This window comes from Arthrobacter sp. Helios (assembly GCF_023167125.1).
GTDB lineage: Bacteria > Actinomycetota > Actinomycetes > Actinomycetales > Micrococcaceae > Arthrobacter_B > Arthrobacter_B luteolus.
Genome location: NZ_CP095402.1, coordinates 644,359 through 659,221 on the forward strand (window position 1 = coordinate 644,359; position 14,863 = coordinate 659,221).

Sequence of the window (14,863 nt, forward strand, 5' to 3'; positions counted from 1 at the left end):
TGGTGCTTAAGTGACGAGAATTACTTCCTTGGAAATGCCGCTGATTGGACGGGGGTGTCATATTGTGGTGTATCTGATCCATTTGGAGGAAGGCTTCGAAGATGGCACGCCCGAAGAACCAGGCCGCACGGCGCAATGAAATTGTTGCCGCGGCGCAGCGTGCGGTTGCCAAGCACGGTCCGGACGGTGCACGGCTGAACCGTGTTGCCGAGGAAGCGGGCCTGACCAGCGGGGCGGTGCTGTACTACTACCCGAACCTCGAGGACCTCATGCTCGAAGCCAACCGGGAAGCCATGGAACGGTTCTACGAACAGCGCGTGAGCATGCTTGGCTCGCTGCCCGATGACCCGGCGGCCCGGCTCCTGGCACTGATCCGCTCCGGGCTTCCCTCCGGGCCCGACGATGCGCAGGTCGCGATGCTCTGTGCGCTGGGCGGCTCGGCCGGCAACAACCCGGTGACCGCCGCCCTGCTGACCTCCCTGTACGAACGCCAGGTGGGGATGTACCTGGTGGTTTTGGAACAGGGCGCGGCGCGCGGGGTCTTCACCCTGGCCCAGGACCCGCTGACGGTCGCGAGGAACCTGGTGGCGCTGGAGGACGCGTACGGCTACCGGATTATTGCCCGTCACCCCAGCATCGATGCCGAAACTGCGGCGGGCCTCATCGCGGACTATGCGCGGATAGCAGCCGGTCACACGCTCACCGGCGCCTGAGCTGCCGGGACCGCGCCCCTGTTATCGGCAACGGCCACGGTGTGCGCCGGGTCCAGGATGAGCCCAACTCCGGCTCCGCGTTCCGGGACCTGGACAGCCCGCATGGTGCAGGTGAAGGGCTCCGGCAGCCCGGCAACCCGGATAGCCACGGTGGAGGTTCCGCCGAGGAAAAAAGTGTCCACGACAGTTCCGTCCAGGGTCCCGGCGCCCGGTGCGGCAAGGACAACGTCTTCGGGGCGGATCACGGCGGTTGCCGGGCTGCCCGCGGAAAGTGCATGGTCCACGGCCAGGACCAGGCCTGACGCGAGTCGGATGCCGCCGGCCACGGCCGTGCCGTCCAGCATGTTCGCCGATCCAATGAAGTCCGCGACAAAGCGGGACTGCGGCGCCGAGTAGAGGCCAACCGGGGTATCGACCTGCTCCAGCCGGCCGGCGTTGAGCACCGCCACCCGGTCAGCCATGGACATGGCCTCTTCCTGGTCATGGGTCACGACCACGAAGGTCATGCCGACTTCGTGCTGCAGCCGCTTGAGCTCCAGCTGCATCTCGGACCGGACCTTGCGGTCCAGGGCAGACAGCGGCTCATCCAGGAGCAGCAGACGGGGCCGCTTCACGATTGCCCGGGCCAAGGCAACCCGCTGCCGCTGACCGCCGGAGAGCTGGCCGGGGCGGCGCTTGGCATAACCGGACAGGCCGATGGTCTCCAGGGCCTCACCGACCCGGCGCCGCACCTCTGGCTTCGGGGTTCCTTCGGCCTCCAGCCCGTAGGCGACGTTCTTCTCCACGCTCAGGTGGGGAAACAGGGCGTAGGACTGAAACATCATGTTGACCGGACGGCGGTGCGCCGGCAGCCGGGTCAGGGGAGCGCCGTCGAGCAGGATCTCGCCTTCGGCTGGGGTCTCAAAACCGGCGATGGAGCGCAGCAGGGTGCTCTTGCCGCAGCCTGAAGGCCCAAGCAGGGCAAAAAACTCGTTCTCCGCGATGTCCAGATCGATTCCGTGCAGGGCCTGCACGGAGCCGTAGCTGTGGCTCAGGCCGCTGAGCCGGAGCAGGGGAGCGGCGGCAGGGGTGCTGGTCATAGTGAATCCGCAATCTTGGTTAGGCGCTGTGTGCCCAGGACCGCAAGGACGGTCAGGCCCAGCAGCATGGTGGCAAGGGCATTGATTTCCGGTGAGACACCGAAACGCACCATCGAATAGATATTGATGGGCAGGGTGGAGATGGTGGGGCTGGTGGTGAAGAACGCGATCACGAACTCATCCAGCGAGAGGGTGAAGGAGAGCAGCGCTCCGGAAATGATTGCCGGGCCAAGCTGGGGCAGGGTGACCTTCAGCAGGGTCCGGCCCGGTGACGCGCCGAGGTCCCTGGACGCCTCCTCGAGGCTGGGATCCACCTGGGCCAGCCGCGCCAGGACAATGGCCGTCACGAATGCCATGGCAAAGACCGTGTGGGCCAGGATGACCGAAAGCAGTCCCAGCGTGAAGTTGAGCAGCGTGAACAGGCTCAGCAAGCCGATGGCCAGCAGCAGGTCCGGGAGCATGGCCGGGGCGATCGCGATCGCCCGGATCAGTCCGCCGCTGGTGTGCCGGTGGATGCCGACGGCGGTCAGTGTGCCCAGCGCCGTGGCGAGCACTGCGGCTGCGGCGGCGACTATCAGGGTGTTCCCCAGGGCCGCCAGGATGTCCGGGCTGCGGAACACCTCGGCGTACCACTGAAGCGAAAACCCGGACCAGGAGAAGAGGTTCGAGGAGGCGTTGAAGGACATCGCCACCACCACGAGGATGGGAATGTAGAGGAAGGCAATCGCACCCCAGAACGGCAGGCGAAGGTGCAGCCCGGGGCGGGTGGCAGCGTCCGTGCGGGGTCCGCCCCTGGCTTTCCGGGACCGGGCAGGCAGTGCGGCGGGAGCGCTCACGGCTTCACTTCCTTGGGGGTCTTGCCTTCGCTGACCGCGCGTGAGGCGCGCTGCTGAAGGACCAGCAGCAGCACCAGGAATGCCGTCATGACCAGGGCAAGCGCTGCGCCGAAGGGCCAGTCGCGTGCCTTGAGGAATTGGTCGCGGATGAGGTTGCCGATCAGGACGGTCTTCCCGCCTCCGATGAGCTCGGGAATGATGAAGTTGCCCATGGCGGGCACGAACACAAAGATGCAGCCGGTCAGCGCCCCCGGGGCGGAGAGCGGAAGCGTGATTGTCCGGAAGACCCGGAAGGGGGATGAACCCAGGTTTACGGCCGCTTCCGTCAGCTGGGGGTCGTGGGAGACGAGTGAGGCGTACAGCGGCAGGATCATCAGCGGCAGGTACATGTAGACCAGTCCCACCACGACGGCCGGTTCGGTGTAGAGCATATGGATCGGCTCGCTCGTAATTCCCAGCCAGGACAGCCCCTGGTTGATCCACCCGGCGTTGTTCAGCAGCAGGATCCAGGCATAGGTCCGGATCAGGAAGTTGGTCCAGAAGGGCAGCAGCACGGCGATCAGCGCCAGGGTGCGCCAGCGGCGCGGCAGGCGGGCAATAAACAGGGCGGCGGGATATCCGATGAGCAGGGCGATCCCGGTTGCGGTTCCCGCAATGAGGATCGATTTCAGGACAACACCGAGGTAAAGCGGATCGGCCAGGCGCGCGAAGTTGTCCAGCGTGAAGTTGAATTCAACTCCGCCGAAGCGGCCGCGCTCGAAGAAGGCATAGACGGTGACCAGGGCCACCGGCAGCACTGCGAGCACGAAGAGGAACACCATGCCGGGTCCCAGGAGCGGGAGTCCGGCTAGCCTCCGGCGCCAGAAGGCGCCGGAGGCCGCGGAGCGGGGAACGGACATCGGTGCTACTTCGCGGAGATTTCCGTGGCGAGCCGGGTGTACTCGGTGCTGTAGTCGCCCAGGTCGACGATGACTTCCTGTTCGGCGAGTTCCGCCGGTGTCATGGCCAGGTTGGGGTAGGTTTCCAGCAGCTGCGGATCCAGGGCGTCCATGGCGGCCTTGTTCGGAACCTTGTAGAGGATGTTCTCTGCCGCCCAGGAATGGACCTCCGGCTCCAGCACGTAGTTGAGGAAGGCCATGGCCGCCTCCTTGTTCTGTGAACTCTTGAGCACCGTCATGGTGTCCACCCAGAGGTCACTGCCTTCTTCGGGGACAGTGAACTTGATGTTGGGATCCTCTGCGATGCCGTAGTTGCACCAGCCGTCCCAAGCCTCGGTAAGGACTGCTTCCCCCGTGACGAGCTTGCTGTAGAAGGTCGTGTCATCGAAGGCCAGCAGGGTGGGCTTGGTCTCCATCAGCTGATCCTTCACCGCCGACAGCTCATCGGGGTTCTCCGAATTCACTGAGTAGCCCAGCGCCTTGAGTGCGGGAAGCGCCATCCAGCGTTCTGTGGACAGCATGGTGGTTTTGCCTGCCGCCTCGGCGGACGGCTCCAGCAGGTCCAGCCACGACGCCGGTTCGGCCGGCAGCAGATCGGAGCGGTAGCAAAGGCCGGTGGTGCCCCAGGCATACGGCAGGGAGAACTTGTTGCCGTCGTCGTAGGCCAATTCCGTGGCTTCCGGGTACAGGTTCGTGATGTTCGGAATCAGGTCATGGTCCAGTTCCTGCAGCATGCCGCCCTCGTTCAGGGCCTGCGCGTACTGGCCGGAGACGAAGGCAACGTCGATGCCTGAGTCGCCGCTGGCAGTCAGCTTGGCCATGATCTCTTCATTCGTGGCGTGGTGAACAATCTGGACCGGAACCCCGGTCTTTGCCTCGAAGGTCTCCGCGAGGTCCTCCGGGTAGTAGTCGGCCCAGATGCCGACGACGAGCTTTTGTGCGGTGATGTCGGCTTCGGGATCGAGGTCCGCGGACCCGCTTCCTCCGCCGCAAGCTGCCAGGGCAAGAACCGCTGATGCTGCGAAAGCGGTCCGCGTAATGCGCTGCAAACTCACGATGGCTCCTTTGTGAAGACTCGGAAAACTCGGAAAAGCCCAGCCGGCCCGTAACATCCGGCCAGTCCAGGAGTGTGGCCCAGGTCACGTTTAGACTCGGTGGTGAATTGATCTTTGCATCAGAGTTCAAGGAATACAACGGTTATTTTCAGCCGTAACAAGCTGGTTACATGGGGTTCTTGAAATTGGCATACAACGAATGTGATGGTTGTGGGATGGAGGAAGTCAAAGCCGTGCACGGCTACATTCGGCTCAACGGCGACGGCAGCCTCACAGCCTTGGATTCCGCGGGGCAGGCAGCGGAAGCGGGAAGCGGCCTGGCCGCGGAACTGGTGGCAGCCGTCCTGGCAGCGGCCGCCGGTGGCCTGAGCTGTACGGCCGGGACCCTGGAAACCGTGCGGACGCCGCTGCCGGCTGCGGGATCCGGCTCCGCCGAGACCGCAGTGCCGGTGGACATGACCAACCTGTCCGTGGTGGTTGGCGGAGACAAGATCGTGAAACTGGTCCGGCACTGGGGCGGAGCGGACCGTTCAGCCCGGCTGCTGGCCCGGCTGGCCGAAGCCCGCGTGGCAGTGGTGCCCGGCTATTTCGGCTCCCTGGACTGGATCCACCCCACCCGCGGCCGGGGCACCATCGCCCTGGTCAGTGCCATGGTTCCGGATGGGAGCGACGGCTGGACCTGGGCGGTGGACGACGTCGTTGCCTGGTTCCGCGGGGGTACGGCGCCCCGGTGGCCCGCTACGCTGGGCACACTCGTGGCCGGGGTGCACTGCGCCCTCCTCGGGGCGGGACAGCACCGTCCGCCGGACGCCTCCGAAGTCAGGGCCCGCACCGCGCGGGTCCTCGAGGACGCGCTGGCCGTGACGGACGGCCCGGCCGGAACCCGGCTTGCGAACCGTGCCGGGCATCTGGCGGAACTCCTAAAGTCAGTCCCGGAGACCGCCGGGCCGGCATTCGACCTGCACGGGGATCTGCACCTGGGCCAGATCCTGCGTGCCGGCGGAAAATACTGGCTCCTGGATTTCGACGGGGATCCTCAGCTGCCGGCAGCGGAACGGGACCGGCCGGACACTGCAGCGCGCGACGTCGCGCATCTGGCAGCAAGCCTGGAGCTGGTCGCCTCCGTAGCCGCCAAACGCCTCCAGGTCAGTGATCCGGCGTCGCTGGCCAGGCTCTACGGCTGGGCGGAGGAAGCCTCCATCCTGCTGACGGACGCCTACCGGGACGCTTCCTCGGCGGCTGGGAAGCCGGGTCTGCTCGACGAGTCGCTGCTGCCGCCGCTGATTGCCGAGCAGCTGCTGCGGGAACTGATTTATGCCCACCGTTTCCTGCCCCGCTGGCAGTACGCAGCGGACGGCGCCCTGACCTTCCGAATTTCCCGCGACCATACCCGTACGAAGGAGCCTTCGTGGACACCGCCCGCTTTATAGAAGACCTGCAGCTCGTGCCCGAGTACCTGGACTCACTGGCCCCGCTGCTGGAGGAAGGCTACCCGGGACTGGCACGGCTGCCGAAGGCACCGCGGATCCTGGTCCTGGCAATGGGATCGAGCGCCTACGCGGCGGCAACTGTGGCGCGAAAGGCCCGTGCCGATGGCATCAACGTCCAGGTGGAGCTGGCCAGCACGGTGCTGCTGCCGCCTCCAGCCCCGGACCTGCTCGTCGTCGCGCTTTCCGCGACCGGTTCGAGCGTGGAGGTGCTGGCGGCAGCCGAACGGTACCGCGGCACCGGATCCCTGGTGGCGGTGACCAACAACCCGGGTTCGCCCCTGGCCTCGCTCGCCGACTTTACCGTTCCGCTGAAGGTGGGCCGGGAAGTCTCCGGAATCTCTTGCCGGAACTTTCGGCACTCACTCCTGGTGATGGCGGCCCTGCTGGAACACTGCGGAGCGGTCTACGGTTCGCTGCCGGCCGCTGCCAGCCGGGCGGCAGCGGGAACCAGGGAGCTCCTGGGCACCTCGGGGAACTGGCTTTCCCAGGTATCGGATGCCCTGCAGGGCCCCGACGGGACCTTTCTGCTGGCCCCCTCGGAACGTCTCTCCAGCAGTAGCCAGGGGGCACTGATGCTGCGCGAAGTGCCGCGGCGCCCCGCTTTCGGAAGCGAGACCGGCGACTGGTCCCACGTGGACGTTTACCTGTCGAAGACCTTGGACTACCGGGCACTGGTTTTTGCGGGTTCTGCCTGGGACCAGCAGGCATTGGACTGGATGGTGCCGCGCTCGGCAACCATCGTGTCTGTAGGTGCAGTCTTCCCCGAAGCGGCGCACAGCATCACCTATCCGGGGCAGGGGGAGTGGCTCGTCTCCGCGTTGGTGGAAACGATGGTGCCGGAGCTCCTCGCCTGGGACTGGTACACAAAGGACCCCGGGTATTCCTGGAGTGCCTGGGCTGCGTCCAGCCTGCCGGGGTGACTACTGCATGATCGCGATAGCGAAAACAATGATCGACGCCAGTACCAGCGCGCCGATCGCTGAATAGGAGATACGGGTAAAACGCTGCTGGCGGCTGCGCTCCAGGCGCCATTCCCTGCGGGTCAGTGTTGTGCTCATGCAGAACTGTAAGAAGGGGCCCGGCGGAATACGAAGAGTACTTTCTACTTGATCCTCGCCGATTGTTACCTGGACGTTCGCTTATATTACGCGTCTTGGCGGGTCGGGCCTGCCGGATACAGCGAAGGCACGCTGCCCGGCCGTGGAAGCGGTCCGGGCAGCGTGCCTTCGGGGATGCAGCTGCGGATTACTCGTTGTGGCTCTTGCCCTCTGCCAGCTCGGCGCTGGTGTCCGAGCGGCCCATCATGAACGGAATCATGTACGCAAGGGTGCCGAGCACGAGGCAGGCAGCCATCGGCCACACGACGTCCAGCGTCAGCCAGTTCAGCGAGTAGAGGGACAGCGCGAAGAGCCCGAAGAAGACGACAAACGTCACGAGGTTCTTGACCAGGTGTCCTTCGCCCGAGTGAGTCGGCTGCTTAGCACTGGTACCTGCCATGGGAGTTCTCCGTTTCAAAAAAGTTTTCAGCGGCGGACGGATCAGTAACCGGACCCGCCGTTACCACCCTTAACAATAGCGATACCTGAGCTGGCTCCAATTCGCGTGGCGCCGGCGTCGATCATTGCGAGGGCATCTTCGCGGCTGCGGACCCCGCCGGAAGCCTTGACGCCAAGCTCCGGGCCAACCGTCCGGCGCATCAGGGCGACGTCCCCGGCGGTGGCTCCGCCGCCGTTGAATCCGGTGGAGGTCTTGACGAAGTCGGCTCCCGCCTCGACCGACGCTTCGCAGGCCAGGACCTTCTGCTCGTCGGTCAGCAGGGCGGTTTCGATGATGACCTTCAGGATGCCTCCCGCCTCATGAACGGCTTCCGCGACCGCGCCAATGTCGCGGACCAGTGCCTCCCTGTCCCCACGGCGGGCGGCGGCAATGTCAATAACCATGTCGATCTCATCGGCACCGTCCTGGAGGGCGCCCTGCGCTTCGAAGACCTTCACCTCGGTGGTGGTCGCTCCCAGGGGGAAGCCAATGACGGAGCAGGTGTCCACCCCGGTGTCCTTGAGTGCGGTGTGCACCGTGCTGACCCAGATCGGGTTTACGCACACTGACTTGAAGCGGTATTGGGCTGCCTCTTCACAGACCCGCAGGATGTCCTCCCGGGAGGCATCCGGCTTCAGCAGCGTGTGGTCGATATAGGAGGCGAGGTCAGCGGTATCCGGAGTCTCTCCAGGCGCGGTGTTCGTGGGCATGGCGGTCCTTTCCAAACTGGGCTTCCATCCTCCCATATGGAACGCCACCGGGGTGTGTAGCTATGAATAGCTGGAGGCAGGCGTGACCCAGGAGAACTTTTAACAAGCTAACTACCCGATGAAACGTAAAAACCGGACGGCTTCCTGTGGGGGAATGCCGTCCGGTTTTCTACTGATTGCTACAGCGGCCAGTTGCCGATCAGCGGCTGAGCGATGTTACCGCCACCGTTGTTGGTAGAGGACGCGGCATTCGCCGGTGCTGCAACGCCTACGGCAGCGATAGCTGCGGCGAGAAGAAGGGATACGCCAAATTTCTTCATTAGAGCTCCTATTGTGTTAAATATGCCCGGTGTGCTGACGGAACTGATTCTACCCAGAAATCACAAAATATGTTCACGCAGAAGCACGTATGGAGAAGCCGACAATTGGCCGTGGGAGCAGTCTGGATAATTCAGTGGTGACTTGCCCTGCGTAATGCTTGGGTGCGCTGTCCCTGCCAGAGCACAATAGACGTAGTGTGTGCTGCAAGCAGCCGATTGGCGAGAGTGAGAAAGTGTCGTGGCTTTGACTACCGATGACTTCATATTGAACGAGTACAAGGCACGGCAGCTCTGGGAACGTCGGGAGTACACCGCCGCTCTAAAACACACGCGCCAAGCTGCAGAGACAGCAGCCTCGCGAAGGGACGAGCCTGGTTGGTGGCGGATGACCTTCCTCCTCGCCGAATGTCAGCGGGAGCTCGGCCTCATCGACGAATGCGCAGACACAGCAAAACTGCTGGCTGATCATCCGTTGACCCTGGACGATCCTGAGTTGGCGGCAAAGGCCAAAGCGCTGAGATCGGCCGGTTTGCGGAGCCTCGGGCAGCTTCCTGAGGCTCTGGAGGTTGCACGCGAAGCGGCTCTGGATTTTCCTGAGACAGGATACGGGAGCAAAGGGAAGCTTGAAGCTCAGCAAGTCCTGGTTGCCGCACTGGCGGAAAGTGGAAACCTGAACGGTGCATGGCGGGAAGCTGAGATCCTTGTCGGGCTGATCGATGATGGAACAGCCGCTAACAAGGCTGGGAAGGGTTACTGGGTTGTAGGCAACGTAGCGTTCTTGCTGGGAAGGAATACAGAAGCCACGCACTACCATGGCCTGGCAGCTGAGTGTCTTTCACCCAGCAACGATGTCAGCCTATGGGCCCTGTTTAACAAGGCTTCAGCCTTTATGAGGCTGACCGCAAATCTTGTCGAGCCGGAAACCCTGCAGTGCATTGAACGCGCGGAGATGGCCATCTCCATCAGTGGCGGAAACCCTCAGGACGAACTGGATATCATTTTTATTCGTGCTCACTGGCGCTACCTCACCGGCGAAGTGGCTGCGGCGAGAGAGCAAATGGCCGGGGTTGTGGAACAGGTTGATTCAATGTCGCCGCTGAGTGAGGGGGACGCGCGTCTCCTGTATGCGCGAATTTTGAACGATGACGGTGAAGTGGACCAAGCGGTTGAACAAGCCCGCGCGAGTGCCGATCTATTCGACAAAGTTGGTGCTGCAACTAGGGCTGAACATGCAAGAACGTTCTTGATGGAGATAGGTCGGCTGGATTCATAGTTCAGTTGACGCGGGATGGCCTTCGGGCGCGCTAGGATGGCCGCACGATGCGGGGCGGAAACCTCCGGCGGGAACAAGCGGGGGTTTTTACTAAGGAAGCTTTGTTTTTGGGGGAAAATGAAAAAGTCTCATATTCACTGCTGTGAAATACGGGTGCAGAGTCAACACGGCAGCAGTGCGTCTAACGCATGGGGGCGTAATGACGGTTAGCGAAAGCACCAACTACAGCGTTCGTGGGGACTCCGAGATTCGGGAGTCATCAGCGGAGGCCGCATCTGCCACGGAAGGCTACGCAGAAGTCTGCCAGGATGACGGTTTCATCAGCATGGTGCTGCCGCCCGGCGCCGTTATCACCGGCGGCATTGCTGCCCGTGCCGCTGCGGAGTTCCAGGAACTGGCCGGATCCGTGGACAAACCCCTGCTGCTGGAACTGACCGGTATTGAGTCGATCACGCGCAGCGCCCGCACCGTTTTCGGTTCCGCTCGCTCCGCGTCCGCCGTCGCCGTCGTCGGCTCCACCCAGGTCGATCGGGTCATAGCCAACTTCCTGCTCGGCGGGGACCTGCCACCGTGTCCCACGAAGTACTTTTCGTCGAAATTCGATGCCCTGGCATGGCTGGGAAGCCGGGCAGGATGACCGAGCCGGACACAGAGGACACCCGTCTCCAGCAGGTTGTGGACGGAATTGTCCGCATCGCCGCCGGTGACCTGAGTACGCGGATCCGCACCTCGCCGAGACGGGACGCCGTAGACGCGGTTATCACCGGCATCAATCTGCTGGCCGAAGAGCTGAACTCCGTGTACCAGGAGTTTGAGGAGCGGGTGGAGTCGCGGACCCGTGAGCTGCAGGCGGCGCACCGCCAGATGCAGCGGATGGCCATGAGCGATGCCCTGACCGGCACCGCCAACCGGACAGCGCTGATGCATGAGATTGAAGCAGAACTCGCCGCCTCGGGGGACGGCCTCAAACGGCCCGCCATCCTCATGATCGACCTCGACGCGTTCAAAGACATCAATGACAGCTTTGGGCACCAGACCGGAGACCAGGTGCTCGTCGAAGTGGCCCGGCGGATCCGCTGGGCCGTCCGGCGCGGAGACACGGTGGCCCGGCTGGGCGGGGACGAGTTTGCCGTCCTGCTCCCGGAAACCGGCCTGACGACGGCCATGGGTGTTGCCGCCCGGGTCCAGGAATCGCTGGCCGAGTCCATCCGGGTAGAGGAAATCGATGTCTGGCCGCGGGCAAGCATCGGTGTGCACGCCGCGCTGCAGGGTGAGTCCCCGGAGGACATTATGGTCCGGGCAGATACCGCCATGTACGCAGCCAAGGAGGCCGGGCGGAGCCAGAGCAAGGCCTTTGAGCCGGTGATGCTCTATGCGCGGCAGTTCCGCCGGGAGATGGCCGCGGAGCTGCGCGAGGGCGTAGCCCGGAACGAACTGTTCCTGGCGTACCAGCCGGTGGTGGAGCTCGCCACGGGCAGGATGACCGGGGTGGAAGCCCTGATCCGGTGGCGGCATCCGCAGCGCGGACTCATCATGCCGGACGAGTTCATTTCGATCGCCGAGGAGACCGGAATCATCCTGGACGTCGGGCGGTGGGTCCTGCGCGCCGCCCTGGAACAGGTGGCCCGCTGGGAAGAACAGCTTTCCCTCGAATCTGACTTCAAGGTGCGCGTAAACCTCTCCGCCATGGAACTGCAGCGCCTTGACCTGGTGGACCACGTCCGCCGGGCACTCGCGGAGACCGGAATCGACGCCGCCCGCCTGGTCATCGAAATCACCGAAAGTGCGTTCGTCAGCGGCGGGGACGTGGAGATGTACTCGCTGAAATCCCTTGATGCCCTGGGCATCGGCATTGAGATCGACGATTTCGGCACCGGATATTCCTCCATCAGCTATCTGCGCCGGCTTCCGGTGCACACGGTGAAGGTGGACCGCAGCCTGATCCGCGACATCAGCGCCGATCCCGGTCAGCTGCAGTTCGTTGACGCCGTCCACGGACTCATCCAGGCGGCCGGAATGGAAGCCGTTTTTGAGGGGATCGAGACCCTGGACCAGGCAGCGGACCTCCTGGTCCTGGGCTGCCGCAGCGGCCAGGGCTATTACTTCAGCAGGCCGCTCGAGGCCGGGCAGGTGGCCGCGATCCTGGAATCGGGCACCACGCTGCCGCTCGTGCAGGCCTCTGCCGCGGCTCCCACAGCGGGCTGACCGGGACTTCCCGGGCCGGCTCCCGCCGGGGGCAGCGCCGGCCGGCCGGGCTAAATACCTAGGCTTCGAGCCCCAGGGCCGCCGCAATATCTGCGGTAGCAGCGGCCAGCCGGTCGGCCGCCGCCGCGCGTGCCCGCACCAGGTCCTCCCGGCCCTCCACCGGCTCAATGACCTCCAGGTAGCACTTGAGCTTGGGTTCAGTGCCGGAGGGGCGGACGATGATCCGGGTGCCGTCCTCGGTGAGGTAGAGCAGTCCGTCAGTCGGCGGCAGCGCCTCCGAGCCAGTAGACAGGTCCACCGCGGAGAGGACGGGGGAGCCGGCCAGCGAAACCGGTGCCTGATCCCGCAGCCGTGTCATCATCCGCGGAATCAGCGCCAGATCCTCCACCCGGACCGAAAGCTGATCCGAGGCGTGCAGCCCGTGCTCGAGCGCGAGGTCATCCAGCATGTCGAACATGGTCCGGCCCCGTGCTTTCAAAGCGGCAGCCAGCTCGGCGATGAGCAGTGCGGCGGAGATGCCGTCCTTGTCCCGGACCAGGGCCGGAGCCACACAGTATCCGAGGGCCTCTTCATAGCCGTAGACCAGTCCGGGAACCCGGGAAATCCATTTGAACCCGGTGAGGGTTTCCTGGTGCTGGAAGCCTGCAGCCGCAGCGATCCGGGCCAGCAGCCGCGAGGAGACGATCGAGTTGGCGAACACCGGAACCCGGCTGGAATCGCTGCGCGGCTTCAGATGGCCGGAACGGATCCGCTCGGCAAGGTGGGCGCCCAGCAGCGCACCGGTTTCGTCGCCCCGGAGCATCCGCCATTCGCCCGTGGCAGGGTCCTTCGCCGCCACTGCGGCCCGGTCGGCGTCCGGGTCGTTGGCTAGGACGACGTCGGCTCCGGACTCGGCGGCCATGGCCAGCGCAAGGTCCAGGGCGCCGGGCTCTTCCGGATTGGGGAAGGCCACCGTGGGGAAATCGGGGTCCGGTTCGGCCTGTGCTGCCACCAGGCGGACGGAGGTGAAACCGGCGTCGCGCAGGACGGCGGTCATGGTTTCACCGCCGACGCCGTGCATCGGCGTGAGCACGATCGACAGGTCCCGTGCGGGGTAGCCGTCACGGCTGGCCAGGGCGTCCACCGCGTTGATGTAGTCCGCCACGATGGAATCGGAGACGTCCGTCCAGCCTTCCGGCGCGGTGTCGATGGAGGACAGCGGAACGGTGTAGTCGATGCGCGCGGCGATCTCGGCGTCGTACGGCGGCACAATCTGGGCGCCGCGGCCCGGCCCCTTGACCGTCCGCCCGCCCAGATACACCTTGTACCCGTTGTCCAGCGCCGGGTTGTGGCTGGCGGTGACCATCACGCCGGCGTCGGTATCCAGGGCACGGACCGCGTAGGCCAGGACCGGAGTGGGCAGGGCGGAGGGGAGCAGGAACGCTTCGATCCCGGCAGCGCTGAAGACCGCGGCGGTTTCCAGGGCGAAGGCCCGGGACTTATACCGGGCGTCATAGCCGATCACGGCACTGGGAATCCGGCCGTCCGCCTTGCTCTGCAGGAACGCAGCGATCCCGGCCGCTGTCCGCCGGACCACGGCCCGGTTCATGCGGCGCGGTCCGGCGCCGAGCGCCGCGCGGAGTCCGGCGGTGCCGAACTCCAGGGTGCCGGTGAACCGGTCGGCCAGGTCGGCGACGGCGGCCTCGCCGTCGGCCCCCTGGGCGCCGGCGCGGGTGAGCAGGGCGCGCAGTTCAGCGGCTGTGGCCGGATCCGGATCCTCGTCCGCCCAGAGGCGTGCTTCGGTCAGCAGTTCCTGCAGTTCCATGGCGGTCAAGGTCATTGGGAGGCCTCTGATCAGGTAAGAGCGGCGCTAGAGGGCGCCGATGATTCCGGCAAGCAGCTTGGAGATGCGGGGACCGGCCTCGGCGCCGGCTTCAAGGACCTCCTGGTGGCTGAGCGGTTCCGGGCTGATGCCGGCGGCCAGGTTGGTCACCAGGCTGATGCCGAAAACTTCCATTCCCGCGTGCCGGGCCGCGATGGCTTCGAGCGCCGTGGACATGCCCACGAGATCGGCGCCGATGGTCTTGGCGTAGCGGACTTCGGCCGGCGTCTCATAGTGCGGGCCGGGGAACTGGGCGTACACCCCCTCGTCGAGGCTGGGATCGACGGTGCGGGCCAGATCGCGCAGGCGGGGAGAGTAGAGGTCCGTGAGGTCGACGAACGTCGCACCCTCCAGCGGTGAGGTGGCGGTGAGGTTGAGGTGGTCGCTGATCAGCACGGGTGTGCCGGGCTTCCACTCCGGGTTCAGCCCGCCGCAGCCGTTGGTCAGTACCATCACCTTGGCGCCTGCCGCTGCGGCTGTGCGCACCCCGTGCACAACGGCGCGCACGCCCTTGCCCTCGTAATAGTGTGTGCGGGCACCGAGGATCAGCGCCCGCTTGCCGCCCGGGGTCAGGACGGAGCGGATGGTTCCCACGTGTCCTTCCACCGCAGGGGCGGAGAAGCCGGGGATTTCCGACGCCGGAAGGGTGGCGGTGGTCTCACCGATCAGGTCCGCTGCGTCCCCCCAGCCGCTGCCCAGGACCAGGGCAAAGTCGTGGGAGGGCACACCGGTTTTCTCGGCAATGTAGGCCGCGGCCTGCCGGGCAAGTTCAAAAGGTTCGTCGTTGCTCACCCGTACAACTTACCGCCTGCGGCGGCAATCCGCGGGCGGGAAGGGAATCGGTTCG

General features: G+C 65.0%; 16 protein-coding genes. 6 read left to right on the top strand and 10 right to left on the bottom strand.

Going from position 1 to position 14,863, the window contains the following annotated elements; all coding sequences use genetic code 11:
• Window positions 1-101 precede the first annotated feature (101 nt).
• Entirely contained in the window at window positions 102-713 is a 612-nt protein-coding gene (locus tag ArtHe_RS02785) for a TetR/AcrR family transcriptional regulator (RefSeq protein WP_248318647.1), read from the top strand.
• Here ArtHe_RS02785 and ArtHe_RS02790 read toward each other — a convergent pair.
• From ArtHe_RS02790 to ArtHe_RS02805, 4 genes are read right to left on the bottom strand one after another with little or no spacing between them, the layout of a single operon-like run.
• On the bottom strand, window positions 692-1,792 hold the full coding sequence (locus ArtHe_RS02790) for an ABC transporter ATP-binding protein (RefSeq protein ID WP_248318648.1): 1,101 nt from the start codon (window positions 1,790-1,792) through the stop codon (window positions 692-694). The two genes, ArtHe_RS02785 and ArtHe_RS02790, sit on opposite strands and share 22 nt — an antisense overlap.
• On the bottom strand, window positions 1,789-2,628 hold the full coding sequence (locus tag ArtHe_RS02795) for an ABC transporter permease (protein WP_248318650.1): 840 nt from the start codon (window positions 2,626-2,628) through the stop codon (window positions 1,789-1,791). Before ArtHe_RS02795 ends, ArtHe_RS02790 begins: the two co-directional genes overlap by 4 nt.
• On the bottom strand, window positions 2,625-3,527 hold the full coding sequence (locus ArtHe_RS02800; RefSeq protein WP_248318652.1) for an ABC transporter permease: 903 nt from the start codon (window positions 3,525-3,527) through the stop codon (window positions 2,625-2,627). The genes ArtHe_RS02795 and ArtHe_RS02800 overlap by 4 nt, the downstream gene beginning before the upstream one ends.
• Window positions 3,528-3,532: 5 nt before the next feature.
• Window positions 3,533-4,621 carry a spermidine/putrescine ABC transporter substrate-binding protein gene (locus tag ArtHe_RS02805; protein WP_248318654.1) on the bottom strand — a complete coding sequence of 363 codons (1,089 nt, stop codon included), beginning with the start codon at window positions 4,619-4,621 and terminating at the stop codon, window positions 3,533-3,535.
• A 215-nt stretch (window positions 4,622-4,836) separates the two neighbouring features.
• Here ArtHe_RS02805 and ArtHe_RS02810 point away from each other — a divergent pair, with 215 nt between their 5' ends.
• Together ArtHe_RS02810 and ArtHe_RS02815 are read left to right on the top strand one after the other, a co-directional pair.
• Window positions 4,837-6,051 carry a hypothetical protein gene (locus tag ArtHe_RS02810; protein ID WP_248318656.1) on the top strand — a complete coding sequence of 405 codons (1,215 nt, stop codon included), beginning with the start codon at window positions 4,837-4,839 and terminating at the stop codon, window positions 6,049-6,051.
• Window positions 6,030-7,031 (top strand): SIS domain-containing protein, encoded by a 1,002-nt coding sequence (locus tag ArtHe_RS02815; protein WP_248318657.1) that lies wholly within the window; start codon window positions 6,030-6,032, stop codon window positions 7,029-7,031. The genes ArtHe_RS02810 and ArtHe_RS02815 overlap by 22 nt, the downstream gene beginning before the upstream one ends.
• Here ArtHe_RS02815 and ArtHe_RS02820 read toward each other — a convergent pair whose 3' ends face one another.
• From ArtHe_RS02820 to ArtHe_RS02835, 4 genes are all read right to left on the bottom strand, one after another.
• Entirely contained in the window at window positions 7,032-7,169 is a 138-nt protein-coding gene (locus ArtHe_RS02820) for a hypothetical protein (RefSeq protein ID WP_157075258.1), read from the bottom strand.
• Between the two features lie 187 nt (window positions 7,170-7,356).
• Complete coding sequence (locus tag ArtHe_RS02825) at window positions 7,357-7,608, bottom strand: hypothetical protein (RefSeq protein ID WP_248318658.1); 252 nt, start codon at window positions 7,606-7,608, stop codon at window positions 7,357-7,359.
• A 41-nt stretch (window positions 7,609-7,649) separates the two neighbouring features.
• Window positions 7,650-8,357 carry a deoxyribose-phosphate aldolase gene (deoC, locus tag ArtHe_RS02830; RefSeq protein ID WP_248318659.1) on the bottom strand — a complete coding sequence of 236 codons (708 nt, stop codon included), beginning with the start codon at window positions 8,355-8,357 and terminating at the stop codon, window positions 7,650-7,652.
• A 179-nt stretch (window positions 8,358-8,536) separates the two neighbouring features.
• Complete coding sequence (locus ArtHe_RS02835) at window positions 8,537-8,677, bottom strand: hypothetical protein (protein ID WP_248318660.1); 141 nt, start codon at window positions 8,675-8,677, stop codon at window positions 8,537-8,539.
• Between the two features lie 238 nt (window positions 8,678-8,915).
• On the opposite strand from ArtHe_RS02835, the gene ArtHe_RS02840 reads away from it, so the two are divergent.
• From ArtHe_RS02840 to ArtHe_RS02850, 3 genes are all read left to right on the top strand, one after another.
• Entirely contained in the window at window positions 8,916-9,950 is a 1,035-nt protein-coding gene (locus ArtHe_RS02840) for a hypothetical protein (RefSeq protein WP_248318662.1), read from the top strand.
• A 199-nt stretch (window positions 9,951-10,149) separates the two neighbouring features.
• A complete protein-coding gene (locus ArtHe_RS02845) occupies window positions 10,150-10,587 on the top strand; it encodes an STAS/SEC14 domain-containing protein (protein ID WP_248318663.1) in 438 nt (145 codons plus the stop codon).
• Entirely contained in the window at window positions 10,584-12,155 is a 1,572-nt protein-coding gene (locus ArtHe_RS02850) for an EAL domain-containing protein (protein WP_248318664.1), read from the top strand. The genes ArtHe_RS02845 and ArtHe_RS02850 overlap by 4 nt, the downstream gene beginning before the upstream one ends.
• Window positions 12,156-12,213: 58 nt before the next feature.
• On the opposite strand, the gene ArtHe_RS02855 is transcribed toward ArtHe_RS02850, so the two are convergent.
• Entirely contained in the window at window positions 12,214-13,974 is a 1,761-nt protein-coding gene (locus ArtHe_RS02855) for a phospho-sugar mutase (RefSeq protein ID WP_248318665.1), read from the bottom strand.
• Window positions 13,975-14,004: 30 nt separating this feature from the next.
• On the bottom strand, window positions 14,005-14,808 hold the full coding sequence (locus tag ArtHe_RS02860) for a purine-nucleoside phosphorylase (RefSeq protein ID WP_248318672.1): 804 nt from the start codon (window positions 14,806-14,808) through the stop codon (window positions 14,005-14,007).
• Between the last annotated feature and the right edge of the window lie 55 nt (window positions 14,809-14,863).